15 protein-coding genes are annotated in these 13,396 nt (G+C 60.8%); 8 read left to right on the top strand and 7 right to left on the bottom strand.

The features are described from left to right. Positions 1-284 precede the first annotated feature (284 nt). Together WH299_RS10070 and WH299_RS10065 are read left to right on the top strand one after the other, a co-directional pair. Entirely contained in the window at positions 285-1,157 is an 873-nt protein-coding gene (locus WH299_RS10070; RefSeq protein WP_028618537.1) for a Tim44 domain-containing protein, read from the top strand. A 136-nt stretch (positions 1,158-1,293) separates the two neighbouring features. After that, entirely contained in the window at positions 1,294-1,701 is a 408-nt protein-coding gene (locus WH299_RS10065; protein WP_028618538.1) for an SMI1/KNR4 family protein, read from the top strand. Between the two features lie 194 nt (positions 1,702-1,895). On the opposite strand, the gene WH299_RS10060 is transcribed toward WH299_RS10065, so the two are convergent. Beyond that, positions 1,896-3,659, bottom strand: coding sequence for a cation:proton antiporter (locus WH299_RS10060; RefSeq protein WP_122729974.1), 1,764 nt, complete (start codon positions 3,657-3,659; stop codon positions 1,896-1,898). Positions 3,660-3,950: 291 nt separating this feature from the next. Here WH299_RS10060 and WH299_RS10055 point away from each other — a divergent pair, with 291 nt between their 5' ends. After that, a complete protein-coding gene (locus WH299_RS10055; protein ID WP_028618540.1) occupies positions 3,951-4,427 on the top strand; it encodes an acyl-CoA thioesterase in 477 nt (158 codons plus the stop codon). Positions 4,428-4,479: 52 nt separating this feature from the next. Here the strand turns inward: WH299_RS10055 and pdxY are convergent, their stop codons facing one another. Next, on the bottom strand, positions 4,480-5,352 hold the full coding sequence (gene pdxY, locus WH299_RS10050) for a pyridoxal kinase PdxY (protein WP_339550186.1): 873 nt from the start codon (positions 5,350-5,352) through the stop codon (positions 4,480-4,482). Between the two features lie 117 nt (positions 5,353-5,469). On the opposite strand from pdxY, the gene WH299_RS10045 reads away from it, so the two are divergent. Next, positions 5,470-5,862: a DUF3301 domain-containing protein gene (locus WH299_RS10045; protein ID WP_016978674.1), complete on the top strand. Its 393-nt coding sequence runs from the start codon at positions 5,470-5,472 to the stop codon at positions 5,860-5,862. On the opposite strand, the gene WH299_RS10040 is transcribed toward WH299_RS10045, so the two are convergent. From WH299_RS10040 to dksA, 4 genes are read right to left on the bottom strand one after another with little or no spacing between them, the layout of a single operon-like run. Beyond that, positions 5,856-6,818: a CobW family GTP-binding protein gene (locus WH299_RS10040; RefSeq protein WP_339550185.1), complete on the bottom strand. Its 963-nt coding sequence runs from the start codon at positions 6,816-6,818 to the stop codon at positions 5,856-5,858. The two genes, WH299_RS10045 and WH299_RS10040, sit on opposite strands and share 7 nt — an antisense overlap. 44 nt (positions 6,819-6,862) lie before the next feature. After that, positions 6,863-7,507: a DUF1826 domain-containing protein gene (locus WH299_RS10035; protein WP_339550184.1), complete on the bottom strand. Its 645-nt coding sequence runs from the start codon at positions 7,505-7,507 to the stop codon at positions 6,863-6,865. Beyond that, positions 7,507-8,715: a zinc metallochaperone GTPase ZigA gene (zigA, locus tag WH299_RS10030; RefSeq protein ID WP_339550183.1), complete on the bottom strand. Its 1,209-nt coding sequence runs from the start codon at positions 8,713-8,715 to the stop codon at positions 7,507-7,509. The genes WH299_RS10035 and zigA overlap by 1 nt, the downstream gene beginning before the upstream one ends. 27 nt (positions 8,716-8,742) lie before the next feature. Further along, positions 8,743-9,147 carry an RNA polymerase-binding protein DksA gene (dksA, locus tag WH299_RS10025; RefSeq protein ID WP_339550181.1) on the bottom strand — a complete coding sequence of 135 codons (405 nt, stop codon included), beginning with the start codon at positions 9,145-9,147 and terminating at the stop codon, positions 8,743-8,745. 126 nt (positions 9,148-9,273) lie between these two features. Between dksA and WH299_RS10020 the strand changes: the two genes are divergently transcribed. Continuing rightward, complete coding sequence (locus WH299_RS10020) at positions 9,274-9,642, top strand: glutamine synthetase (protein WP_339550188.1); 369 nt, start codon at positions 9,274-9,276, stop codon at positions 9,640-9,642. On the opposite strand, the gene WH299_RS10015 is transcribed toward WH299_RS10020, so the two are convergent. Further along, positions 9,639-10,841 carry an N-acetylmuramoyl-L-alanine amidase gene (locus WH299_RS10015; RefSeq protein ID WP_126569422.1) on the bottom strand — a complete coding sequence of 401 codons (1,203 nt, stop codon included), beginning with the start codon at positions 10,839-10,841 and terminating at the stop codon, positions 9,639-9,641. The two genes, WH299_RS10020 and WH299_RS10015, sit on opposite strands and share 4 nt — an antisense overlap. A 128-nt stretch (positions 10,842-10,969) precedes the next feature. Between WH299_RS10015 and folE2 the strand changes: the two genes are divergently transcribed. From folE2 to WH299_RS10000, 3 genes are read left to right on the top strand one after another with little or no spacing between them, the layout of a single operon-like run. Next, a complete protein-coding gene (gene folE2, locus WH299_RS10010) occupies positions 10,970-11,860 on the top strand; it encodes a GTP cyclohydrolase FolE2 (RefSeq protein WP_122729985.1) in 891 nt (296 codons plus the stop codon). Beyond that, the gene (locus WH299_RS10005) at positions 11,857-12,525 is read left to right on the top strand and encodes a metal ABC transporter ATP-binding protein (RefSeq protein WP_126569420.1); all 669 of its coding nucleotides are present in this window, start codon (positions 11,857-11,859) and stop codon (positions 12,523-12,525) included. The genes folE2 and WH299_RS10005 overlap by 4 nt, the downstream gene beginning before the upstream one ends. Further along, entirely contained in the window at positions 12,525-13,391 is an 867-nt protein-coding gene (locus tag WH299_RS10000) for a metal ABC transporter permease (RefSeq protein ID WP_339550179.1), read from the top strand. The genes WH299_RS10005 and WH299_RS10000 overlap by 1 nt, the downstream gene beginning before the upstream one ends. Positions 13,392-13,396 lie beyond the last annotated feature (5 nt).

Here is a 13,396-nt window from a genome sequence, read left to right as displayed (position 1 = left end):
ACGCGAAGCTCGAAGACATCTGAAACACTTCACCCTTATTTTAGGAGCCCGGCTTGCCGGCGATAGCGGCCTTAAGATTGCTATCGCCGGCAAGCCGGGCTCCTAAAGGTGAAGAATCGCGCCCCTCCCTTGTTTTTTACCCGCTCGGGCCAATATCTGTAATCAGTCCTACAGACCCTTCTGAATCGATCTTACGCAAAAGCCCGAAACATTATGTCGCTAGCCACTGTCACTCCACCTGTGCAACATGGCGCGCGTGCAATCCACAAATGGGAATTCCCTTTATGAAACGTTTTCTTAGCATCGCCATGGCGTTGTGCATCGGCCTGACGATGAGCATCGACGCCAACGCCAAACGCTTCGGTGGCGGCAAAAGTTCCGGTGCGGCACCGACTCACCAGACCAGCCAAATGGCTCCATCCGCCGGCGGCATGGGCGGTGCAGCCGCGACCGCAGGCGCAGCCGGTGCTGCTGGCGCCGCTGCCAAGGCCGGCGGTGCTTCGCGCTGGTTGGGCCCCCTGGCCGGCATCGCCGCCGGTGGCCTGCTCGCTTCCATGTTCATGGGTGGCGGCTTCCAGGGCATGCAGATCTTCGACATGCTGATCCTGGCGGTCATCGCCTTTGTGATCTTTCGCTTTATCGCCGCTCGTCGCCGCAAGCAGCAGGAGCACCTGGCTCCAGCCGGCGCGCCGATGCAACGTGAAGTGTTCGAGCAAAAACCAGCCATGGGTTCGATCTTCGGTGGTTCGGCAGCGCCTGCTGCAGCCCGTCCGGTGATCAACGCGCCGGCCTGGTTCAACGAAGAGCGTTTCGTCGAGGCGGCCCGTAGCCACTTCCAGTCCCTGCAGCAGCACTGGGACGCCAACGAAATGGACAAGATCGCCGAGTTCGTGACCCCGCAACTGCTGGAGTTCCTCAAGCGCGAACGTGCCGACATTGGCGATGCTTTCCAGTCGACCTACATCGACGACCTGCGCGTCCAACTGGAAGGTGTGGATGACCGCGCCGACAAGACCATCGCCACCCTGACCTTCAGCGGTGTGTCGAAGACCTCGCGTTTCGACCAGGGCGAAGTGTTCAGCGAAAGCTGGAACATGGAACGTGCCCAGGGCGACAACCAGCCTTGGCTGGTCGCCGGTATCCGCCAGAACGGCTGATCCTTGCACGCTTGAGCAAGTAGTTACAAAAAACCCCGGACCTGTCCGGGGTTTTCTATTTCACGGTTGCACTTATAGCGAGCTACTGTATAAAACGCCCCTATAAACCGCGCCATCTAGCAAGAGGATCCCGGCCGTGGAAGAAATCATCGAACAATTGCGTGAAGCCAACGAACCGGTCCCGGTTCCTTTGGAGCTGCCTGACGAAGACCAACTGGTGGAAATCGAGGAACAACTGTTCATCGACATCCCGTTCGTCTTTCGTGAATTCCTGCTGACCGTCAGCGACGTGGTGTACGGCAGCCTGGAGCCGGTGACCGTCACCGACCCGCAATCCCACACCTACCTGCCGGACGTGGCCGCCAACGCCTGGGACGCCGGTGTTGATCGTAGCCTGATCCCAATCTGCCAGGACGGCGACGACTACTACTGCGTTGAGGAAGACGGCACTGTGGTGCTGTGGTCTGGCGAAGAAGAAATCGTCACCGAGGAAACCTGGGAATCGGTGTGGCACTGGGCGCGGGACGTCTGGCTGGAAAGCTGAGCCCTGCACCAAGGGTGACCGGCTTGCTGTGGTGAGCGGGCTTGCCCCGCGCTGGGCTGCGTAGCAGCCCCAAAGCCTCACATCGCAAAACCTGAAAGAACGCGTCGCCTGGACTGGGGCTGCTACGCAGCCCAGCGCGAGCAAGCTCGCTCACCACAAAAAGCTCGCTCACCACAGTAAGTGGCCCGCTTACCTCAGTGTTCGGGCGTGTCCTTGTGGTTATCCAGCGTCTCCAACAAGGCGACCTGCATCCGCGTATGCACGCGGATGAACCACCGCCAGAGCACAGCCGCCACTGCAGCCGTGACCACGGCGATCAGCACCAGCAACTTGTTGGTCGGCAGAATACTGGCCGACAAGGCTGCCAATAGCAGGAAGATCACCAGCAGCGAAAGAATCGGGATCAACTCCGCGATCACCCGTCGTACGCGCTGGGTATGCCGCCCGGCCATTTCCGGCTTCACACTCATCTCCGCCAACAGCATCGACAGCGCCTTGAGCTTGCGATACGCCGCGATCAGGAATGGCAGCGACAATAGCAACGCCCCACCCCAGATCAACGCCTTCTGCCAGCTTGGATCACTGATCCAGCCTTCCAGATACCCACCGATACGCGCCGCGAAAAAGCTGCCGGCAAAGAAGATCGCCACCACCAGCGCCAGGTTCACCCCGACTTGCAGGATGATCTTGCGGATCATCGACGCCAACATCGCGCCTTCGCCCTGGGGCTGGATACTGCGCAGCCATTCACCGTACATGCCGAACACCCGGCTCATTCGCTTGGGCATGACAGCCGCGATCTTCAAGGACAGTGGGTCGGCACCACGAATCAGGTACGGCGTGAGCAGTGTGGTAATCGCTGAAACCGCTACGGCGACAGGGTAAAGGAAGTCGCTGGTCACCTGTAGCGTCATCCCCAACGCCGCGATGATGAAGGAAAACTCACCAATCTGTGACAGCCCCATGCCGACGCGCAGTGAGGTACGGCCGTCATTGCCGGCGATAAACGCCCCCAGGCCACAGGACAACATCTTGCCCAGCACCACCGCCACGGTGATCACCGCAATCGGCCAGGCATATTGCAGCAGAATCTGCGGGTCGATCATCAAGCCGATGGCCACGAAGAAGATGGCGCTGAACATGTCGCGAACCGGCTCGATCAGGCGCTCGATCTTAATTAACTGACGGGATTCAGCCATGATCGCGCCAATCAGGAACGCGCCCAGCACCATGCTGTATTCCAGCTTGACCACCAGCAGGCAGAAACCGAAACACAGGCCCAATACGGTGATCAGCAGCATCTCGTTGCTGTCGAACTTGGCCACGTAGGCCAGCAAACGCGGCACCAGCAAAATGCCGATGACCAACGCGACGATCATGAACAACGACAGTTTGCCGACCGTGGAAAACACCTCGCCGGAGCTGACCGTGCCGCTGACGGCAATGCTCGACAGCAAGGCGATGATACCGATGCCGAGGATGTCCTCGACGATCAGCACACCGAAAATAAGCTGGGCGAAGCGCTGGTTCTTCATCTTCAGGTCATTGAGTGCCTTGACGATGATGGTGGTAGAGGAAATCGCCAGGATCGCGCCGAGGAACAGCGAGTCCATGGTGTTCCAGTCGAACCAGCGGCCGATCTCGTAGCCAATCCAGATCATCAGGATGATTTCCAGGAAGGCCGCGATAAACGCAGTGGCGCCAACCTTGAACAACTTGCGCAGGCTGAACTCCAGGCCCAGGCAGAACATCAGGAAGATCACCCCCAACTCGGCGAGGGTCTTGATGGTGTCTTCGTCGTGGATCAGGCCGAATGGCGGGGTGTGGGGGCCGATGATGAACCCGGCGACGATGTAGCCCAGGACCACCGGCTGCTTGAGGCGGTGAAACAGGATGGTGACAACCCCAGCCACCAGCATGATCACGGCCAGGTCCTGGATAAAGCTGATGGCGTGCATGGCGAGGGGCTCCTTGAGGGTACTGGCGCTTTTCCCACTTCCGCCCGCGCCTTTGAAATGTCGCAAAGAGCGAAAGGAAAAGTCTGCCTTGATCGTAAGAAATGCCCTGGGATGGGCTTTTGAAGGTTAACACCGCGACTTCCGGCAGAAAGCCGGTGCAATATATGGAAACAGATCGGTACGCGCGTGACGGCAAGCCGACCACTGGCGTCCCGTTAAGGAAGGCGCAGCAAAGAGTCCAGCACCCGCAGAGGTGCCCCCCAACCAATGCCTACAACCCGTGAGTGTGCTATGGAACCCGGAAACGCCCAGCTGTCGATGACGGTATTGATGACCCCTGATATGGCCAACTTTTCAGGCAATGTCCACGGCGGCACCCTGCTCAAGTACCTCGACGAAGTGGCCTACGCCTGTGCGAGCCGTTATGCCGGCCGTTATGTCGTGACGTTGTCCGTAGACCAAGTGATTTTCCGCGAACCCATCCATGTCGGCGAGCTGGTGACCTTCCTCGCGTCGGTCAACTACACCGGCAACACCTCGATGGAGGTGGGCATCAAGGTGGTGACCGAGAACATCCGCGAACGCTCGGTGCGCCACACCAACAGCTGCTTCTTCACCATGGTGGCCGTGGACGACCAGCGCAAACCGGCCGCCGTGCCGCCGTTGCAGCCGCAGAACAGCGAAGATAAGCGCCGGTTCGTTCAGGCACAGCAGCGCCGGCAGATCCGCCAGGAGCTGGAGAAGCGGTATCAGGAAATCAAAGGCTGAAGCGCCGTAAATCTCAAACTGTAAACCCGCTCCCACATGGAGTTTTGTGTACTTATAGATCTATAGGGGTGGCCTCGAACCGCACGCGGGGATGGGCGATACGGTCCTGAGCACGCACCAGCTCCAGTTCATAACTGGCGCAAGCCTGGGTTTCCAGCAGCACTTCATGCACCGCTGCGGCCGTGAACTCGAACGCCGCCAACAGGCTGTCGCCCAACAGTACCCGCGCCAGGAACAACCCCGAGGTCAGGTCGCCCACGCCCACGGGCTGACGCGGAAACGCCAGCAGCGGCCGGCGCAGGTGCCAACTGCCATCGGCGGTCACCAGCAGCATCTCGAAACCGTCCGGCAGCTTGCCCGGGTAATCCAGGTGCTTAACCAGTACCGCCTTCGGCCCACGTACCAGCAGCGCCTTGGCCATGGCCAGGCAATCGAACAGCGATTGCGGCTTGCGCCCGGCAAAGCTGTCTAGCTCCAGCTGGTTGGGGCACAGGAAGTCAGCCATGGCCGCGGCTTCGTCCAGCAGGAAATCGCTGACTTCCTGGGGCACGATGCAGCCCTTTTCCGGATGGCCCATCACCGGGTCGCACAAATACAGGGCCTTGGGGTTAATGGCCTTGATGCGCGCCACACCGCTGAGAATCGCACGGCCCTGGTCTGCACTGCCCAGGTAACCGGACAGCACCGCATCGCAGTTGCCCAGTTCGCCGATCGCGGCGATGCCTTCCACCAGCGCCGGAATCTGTTGCGGCGCCAGCACTTCACCCGCCCATTGGCCATACTGGGTGTGGTTGGAGAACTGCACCGTGTTCAACGGCCAGACGTTCACCCCGACCCGCTGCATGGGGAATACGGCGGCGCTGTTTCCGGCGTGGCCAAAGACCACATGAGACTGGATCGCAAGCAGATGAGGTGTGCGTTTCATGCGCGGGATTTCCGTAAAGCCATTGAAATTCTGGCCGCGCAGTATGCGACTAAACGCAGCCTGTACGACAGACCGGCGACACAGTTAAGCTGCTCTCACTTTGTTGGAGTCTTTCGCATGCTGACCCTGGGAAACATCTTCGTGTTGATGCTGCTGGCGACCGGTGCCGCCTGGGTGTGGCACAACCACGGCCTGCGCGAGCGGGCGCTGGAGCGGGTCAAGCAGCATTGCGCCAAGCTCGACATCGAACTGTTGGACGGCGCGGTGGCGCTCAAGCGCATCGGGTTTGTGAAAGATGCCAACGGGCGGCGGCGCCTGGCGCGTATCTACAACTTTGAATTCACCGTGACCGGCGAAACCCGCCACCCGGGCACCATCACCCAATTTGGCGCCCACAGTGCGCAGATCGAACTGGCGCCCTACCCGTTCGAGATCAAGACGCCGCTGCCCAGTGCCGAGGTGATCGAGCTGAGCCAGTGGCGCCAGGACCACGCCAAGAACCGTCAGTAACGGCAGGCCTTTAGTGCGGCCTGCAAGGCAGCCAGGTCCTGTGGCTCGCTGAAAATCAATTCGATACGTGAATCGCGGCGCCACTCGCTGGCCTGCCAAGTCGGCTCGCTGTTATCCACCGCGTTGGTCGAAACCCACCCTTCGGCGCTGTGGATAACCAGTTTGGCGCGGCGCCATTCAAGGCTTGTCAGCCACTGGTCGAGGCGGCGGGTATCGAACTGCTGGCTCGGGTGCCAGCGCCAGCCGACACTCCAACCACCCTCTTGGGCCTGACTCAGGCAGATCGGTTGAGTGGGATCGCTCCACACCGCCGGCATTTGCGCGAGGCCTTCGGGCACTTCGATGTTATCCACAGCGGCTGAAGCCTGTGCGTTCAGGCCGGGTAATTGTTGCAGGGGCAATTGCGCCTGACGGGTCCAGTAGAGCGGGCATTCTGGCAACTGCAGTTCGATCGCTCGGCGCTGCCCAGCGTCCACCCCTTCATCCTTGTTCAACACCAGCAACCCGGCACTCGTCAGAGCCTCTTGCTGCGCTGGCGGTAATGGTTTCCCTGCGGCCAGCGCCTGGGCATCCAATACCAGCACGCAAGGCTGGACGGCCAGCACGCCCTGCCATGGCGCCTGTCGCAACTGCTTGAGCAATTGCGCCGGATGGCCCAGACCCGACGGTTCGATAAACAGCCGGTCGGGCTTGGCCTTACGCAACAGACGACCCAGTCCTACCTGAAACGGTGCACCGTTCACGCAACACAGGCAGCCTCCGGCGACTTCGCCCAAGGCAATGCCGTCGTCATCCTGGGTGAGCAAGGCCGCGTCCAGGCCAATCTGCCCGAACTCGTTGATCAGCACGGCCCAGCGCTCGTTGGCCGGACGCTGGGCGAGCAGGTGCTTGATGAGGCTGGTCTTGCCGGCGCCCAAAGGCCCGGCAATCACGTGGGTGGGAATGTTCTGCAGCATGAAGGGCATCGTTCGGACCGTGTAGAGCGTTTGATCCTACGCGGTTATGCGAGCCAATCCAGTGTCAGGATCAATCGGCGCTCATCGGCCTTGAGCGCCGGTGACCGGTGGATCAAGCCGTAATTCTCATTACCGTGCCATTTGGTGCCCTTGAGCAGGGCGACTTCGCCGCAGTGAATCTGTTCGACACGCTCGGTGGGCTCGGCCTCCGGCTGGCTCAGCCTGCGCCGGTCCATCACGCCTTCGCGCAACCACTGGCTGCCGACCCCCGCATAGGTGGTGATCAGCCGCGCCGGCACATGGTCGACGTGAAAACGTGGGCACATCGCCTTATCCAGCAACCTCAAACGCACACCAATACGCTTGGCGCCCAGCAAGCAGGCGAATGCGCTGACCAGCCACGACACATCGGCAATAAAGCCTTCGTAGCCTTCAAGATCACGGCAACTGGACGCCAGACCCTGCAAGTCGGGCACGGCGTCTTCGTTGTTAAGCTCGATCACCATGGAGTCGGCCAACGGCTCGTTGAGCGCCACCAGCAAGGCGCCGAACTCGGCGATGTGCAACGGCAACTGCCGCTCCCACACGGCCAGGTTGACGCCATCTTCCAGGATGTCGGACAGCGCCAGCGGGGTTTCGCCACGGGTCTGGCGAATCACGGGACGCAGGGGAATCACCGGGGCCAGCATCAGGCGGCTGCCTCCTCATACCAAGGGCCAAAAGGATCGGCCAGCAGGCGCCAACCGTCGACGCCCAGGGCCATTTCTTCATCGTTGAGCAGACACGCGTCCAGCTCGGCACGCAGTTGGGTGAAGTCGATGTTCTGCCCGATAAACACCAGTTCCTGGCGGCAATCACCGGTGCTCAGTTGCCAGTTGCCCATGATCGCCGCGATGCTTTCTTCGTCCTGAGGCCACTGGCTTTTCGGCACAAAGCGCCACCAGCGTCCGGCAAAACCATGGCGCATCAAACCGCCGGCCTGGGACCAGCTGCCCGCATCTTGGTGCTTGCTGGCCAGCCAGAAAAAACCCTTGGAGCGCAGCAGTTTGCCGTTGACCCACGGGCGGTCGATGAAGTCGAAGAAACGCTGTGGATGGAAGGGACGGCGCGCACGGTAAGCGGTGGAAGCAATACCGTATTCCTCGGTTTCCGGTACATGTTCACCACGCAATTCCTGCAACCAACCCGGCGCTTGCGCGGCGCGTTCAAAGTCGAAACGGCCAGTGTTGAGAATTTTGTTCAGCGGTACTTCACCCATGACCATCGGGATGATTTCCGCCTGGGCGTTGAGGCGTTCAAGGATCGCCATCAACTCTTCGCGTTCGCTGCTGCTGATCAGGTCGATTTTGCTGATGAGGATCACGTCGGCGAATTCGATCTGCTCAATCAACAGGTCGGTGATGGAACGCTCGTCCTCTTCACCGAGGGTTTCACCACGTGACGCCAGGCTTTCGGCGGCCTGGTAGTCGAGCAGGAAGTTCATGCCGTCGACCACGGTGACCATGGTGTCCAGGCGTGCGATGTCGGCGAGGCTCTGCTCGTTTTCGTCGCGGAAGGTGAAGGTCTCGGCCACGGGCAAGGGTTCGGAGATACCGGTGGACTCGATCAGCAAGTAATCGAAACGACCTTCCTTGGCGAGTTTTCCGACCTCTTCGAGCAAGTCTTCCCGTAAGGTGCAGCAGATGCAGCCGTTGCTCATCTCCACCAGTTTTTCTTCGGCGCGATTGAGCGTGACGTCGCGCTGGACTTCACTGCCGTCAATGTTGATTTCGCTCATGTCGTTGACGATCACCGCCACCCGCAGGTTTTCGCGGTTGCGCAGGACATAGTTGAGCAGCGTGCTTTTACCGGCGCCGAGAAATCCGGACAACACAGTAACGGGGAGACGATTGGGCATCAGGTATTCCTCATTAGGGTTGGCCGGTCAAATCGCCCGTTTGTGGCGTTCGCGCAGCTCTTCACGTTCTTTGGCTTCGATACACAGGGTGGCGGTAGGACGCAGCAACAAGCGCTGTAGGCCGATGGGCTCGCCGGTTTCGCGGCACCAGCCGTATTCGCCGCGCGCCAGCAAGTCGAGGGTGTCGTCGATCTTGTCCAACAGCTTCTTTTCCCGCTCCAGCAGGCGCAGCTGCCATTGGCGCTGTTCTTCGGCGCTGCCGACATCGGCGGGGTCGCTGTTGGTTTCCTGCTCGCGCAGTACCAGGAACTCGGCGTCGATGCAGGCTTGCAATTCACTACGTTGGCTCAGCAGCAACTCACGGAAGAACCCTTGCTGGGCTTCATTCATGTAGTTGGCGGAAGGCTGGGCCAGGAGGTCTTGTTCAGTCATGGGGAGCGGTTCACGGGTCAGGCTGTTTTTTAATGTTATAGTATAACAATGCAAATAAGCCATCCCCTCTTGCTCGCCACGACGAAGGGCGCAATGCTTGAATACTTTCCGACCTTGAGAAACCCGATGAAACGCTTGGTGTGCGCCCTGTTATTGGTTGCCGCGGGACCTGTCTGCGCCCAGATGCCGAGCCTGCTGGCCAACTGCACGCGCAGCGCCAACCTGCTCGCTTGCGTTGACCCTTTAGGCAACGCCTACAGCGTGGCGACGGTCGGCAGCACCACGTATTTGCGCGGGTACGAGGTGATCGGCAAACGCTATTGGGCACAGACCAACAGCCGCTACGGGCAACTGACGTTCTTTACCGGGTTGGCGTCGGATGGTGAGGCGTGGGTCGGCTACACACGACGCGTGGGCTGGACCACCCTCAACCGGTTCTCCAGTTCAGGCGGCGCCAGCGCCAAATTCACCTGTAGCCGTATAACCGGCTGTTAGACCTGGCCGTTCTTCTGTTCCTGCACCCACGCCATGTAACTGTTCATCGGTGGGTTCTTCTGGAAGTATTTCTTCAGGCCTTCGAACAGGCCATCGGCAACCGCCTGTTGATGACGCGCGGTGACCAGCCGCGCACTGTCCCGCGCGTTGGAAATAAACCCGGTTTCGACCAGGATCGACGGCACATCCGGTGACTTGAGCACCGCGAATCCGGCTTGTTCCACGCGCTTCTGATGCAGGCTGGTGATGCCTTCCAGGCTGCCCAGGATCGAGTTGCCCAGTTGCAGGCTGGACGCGATGGTGGCGTTCATCGACATATCCAGAATCACCCCGGCGAGCATCGGGTCCTTATCTTTCAGATTGAGCAGACTGGTGGCACCGAGCAGATCGGCGCCGTTTTCCCGTTGCGCCATGAACCGCGCCGTAGCGGAAGTGGCGCCGCCTTCGGACAGGGCATACACCGAAGCGCCCGACGCCGTGATACGCGGCGCCGCGTCCGCATGCACCGAAATAAACATGTCGGCATTGTGCTTGTGGGCGATTTCCACGCGCTTGCGCAGCGGTACGAAGAAATCGTCGTTGCGCACCAACTTCACGTCGAAGCCTTTCTCGCGCTTCAAACGTTTGGCCAGCAGTTGGGCGATGGACAGCACCACATCTTTTTCGCGCTGGCCTTTGGAGCCGACGGCGCCTGGGTCCTTGCCGCCATGGCCGGGGTCGACCACCACGATGATGTCGCGTTTGGGGTGGGCCTTGTCCACCAAAGGCTTGGGCTCGGCCGCAATCTGGCGAGGCGCCTGGGTGGCGCTGGTCAGGTCCAACACCAGGCGATGGCCTTGGCCATCCTGGGGTGGCAATAGAAAGCTGTTGAGCTGCATCGGTGCGGCAAGGTCCAGCACGATGCGCGTGTCACCTTTGCCGAAATGCCCGGAGCGGATCGAGGTGATCCCGCTGTTTTTCAGCGCCAACTGAGAGAAATCACCACTGAGCCCGGCGCCGCTGAGGTCGATGATCAAGCGTTCCGGCGCGCTCAGGGTAAACGTCTTGTATTGGACCGGACCGCTGAGATCGAACACCAGCCGCAGCTTGTCGTCCGAGCGCCACAGGCGGGCGTTGCTGATCTGCGTGGCGTGGGCGGTAAACGGCAAGGTGAACAGCGGGCTGGCCAGAAGCAGGTTTAGGAGCTGACGTCTGTGCATGAAAAATACCGCAAATAAAGGAGCGTCCCTGCTCGACATGACTGAAAAAAGGCTGGAGCAGAAAAATCATCGTCGACTCAATAGTTATAATATAACATGTCTTTTTATTTCCAACGATGGACCTGCTCATGAATGCGCTGACTCTGCCGGATATCGCCGCGCAGGCTTCACGCCAAGCCTTGCCACTCGACTGGGTGGGCATGTGCGGTATCGCCCTGCCGATTCTCATCGACGGCCAGCGCTTGACCGCAACCGCCGATGCCGGCGTGAGCCTGGACGATGGCGCCGCCCGTGGCATTCATATGTCTCGCCTGTACCTGGCGCTGGAGATGCTCGACCAGCAACCGCTTACGCCCGCACTTCTGCGTAATGTACTGCAGCGTTTTCTCGACAGTCATGAAGGTTTATCTAATAACGCCTACCTACGCATCCATACCGATTTGCTGCTCAAACGCCCGGCGCTGGTCAGCCCGCTGGCCGGTTGGAAAGGCTACCCGGTGAGCATCGAAGCGCGTATGGAAAACCAGATGTTCCACGTGGAACTAAAAATTGACGTTACTTATTCCTCAACGTGCCCATGCTCCGCTGCCCTCGCCAGGCAGTTGATTCAGCAACAATTTCTCGACGACTTCGCCAACACACCGTTGCAGCATGAAGACGTGTTGACCTGGCTTGGCAGCGCCAACGGCATCGTCGCCACGCCTCATAGCCAGCGCAGCAGTGCGCAGTTGCATGTCGAGCTGCAAGGCGAGCAACTGCCTCTCACAGCGTTGATCGACACCGTCGAAACCGCCCTCGGCACCGCCGTACAAACCGCCGTAAAACGAGCGGACGAACAAGCCTTCGCCCTGGCCAACGGGCAGAACCTGATGTTCTGCGAAGACGCCGCCCGCCGCCTGAACCTCGCCTTGAAACGCTCGGATGCCGTCAAAGCCTTCCACCTGAAAGTGGTCCATGCCGAAAGCCTGCACGCGCACGATGCCGTGGCTGAAAGCCGCTGGACGAGACACCCTGCATGATCACCTGCACCGCTTTACGCTGGGGCGCACCCGGCCAGCCGCTGACGCCCGCCATCGACCTCACCCTGGAAAAAGGCAGCCTCACCGGCATCATCGGCGCCAATGGCACCGGCAAAAGCAGCCTGCTTAAAGTCATCGCCGGCCTGCAAAAACCCCTGGCGGGTAAAGTCACAGTGGATGTTCCACGCCGTGGCGGCCTGTCGTTTCTGCCCCAGCAGCAGCACTTGGACCGACAGTTTCCCATCAGCCTGCAAGAGCTGGTCGCTGCCGGTTTCTGGGGCACGCAACTTTCCCCGCAACAACGCAGCCAGCGCCTGGAAGCGGTATTGGAAGAGTGGTGCCTTGGCGGCCTCGAACACCGCCCCTTGATGGCGCTGTCCGGTGGCGAACTGCAACGCGCCCTGCTCGCCCGCATGAGCCTGGCCGAAGCGCCGGTTCTGCTACTCGACGAGCCCCACGCCGCCCTCGATGAAGAAGGCCAGGCGCTGTGCTGGAAACATATCCACGCGTGGCATGAGCAAGGTCGCACGCTGATCGTGGTCTGCCATGACCTCGCCTCCGTGCGCCACCACACCCAGCAAGTGGTGCAGATCAAAAGCAGCGGCTGCGTGTTCGGCCCGAGCAAAGAGCTGATCCGCCCGCAGCCACAGATGCAGGTGGCCTGATGCATTTCGCCGCCCACCTGTGGATGCCTTTTGTTGATTTCGTCTTTATGCGCCGCGCCCTCATCGGCGGGTTGGTGCTCGCCTGCAGCACCGCGCCACTGGGCGTGTTCCTGATCCTGCGACGCATGAGCCTGATCGGTGACGCCGTCGCCCACGGCATCCTGCCCGGCGCAGCCCTCGGCTTCTGGTTCGCCGGCCTCAGCCTGCCCGCCCTGACCATCGGCGGCCTCGGCGCGGGCCTGAGCATGGCCGGCCTGTCCGCGTGGATCACTCGTCGTACCGGCCTGCGCGAAGACGCCAGTCTCGCGGCCATCTACCCCATCTCCCTCGCCGCCGGCGTGCTGATCCTCGGCATCGCCGGCAAACGCCTCGACCTGCTGCACCTGTTGTTCGGCTCTGCCCTGGCGGTGGACGAAACCACCCTCACCGGCATGCTCTGGGTCTCCGGCTTCAGCCTGATCGCCATGGCAGTGATCTACAAACCCCTGCTGCTGGACACCCTCGACCCGTTGTTCCTGCAAACCGTCAGCCGCCTCGGTCCGCTGGCCCATGGTTTGTTCCTGACTTTGGTGGTGCTGAACCTGGTGATCGGCTTCCAGGCCATCGGCGCCTTGATGGTGGTGGGCCTGATGATGTTGCCGGCCATCGCTTCACGTTTCTGGAGCCGGCGCCTGCCGGTGTTGATCGCGGTATCGGCGATGCTGGGATGCCTGTCGGTATGGCTGGGTTTGTTGCTGTCGTTCTACTACTCGTTGCCCAGCGGCCCGGCGATCGTGCTGGTGGCGGGCGCCGGGTATCTGCTGTCCGTAGTCTTCGGTCCGGTGCACGGCTTGCTGCGCCGCCCGCCTTTGCTGTCATCCCAATGAGGTGT

This window comes from Pseudomonas sp. MYb541 (assembly GCF_037479595.1).
Taxonomy (GTDB): Bacteria; Pseudomonadota; Gammaproteobacteria; order Pseudomonadales; family Pseudomonadaceae; genus Aquipseudomonas; species Aquipseudomonas canadensis.
This window is presented reverse-complemented; position numbering and strand designations above follow the sequence as displayed.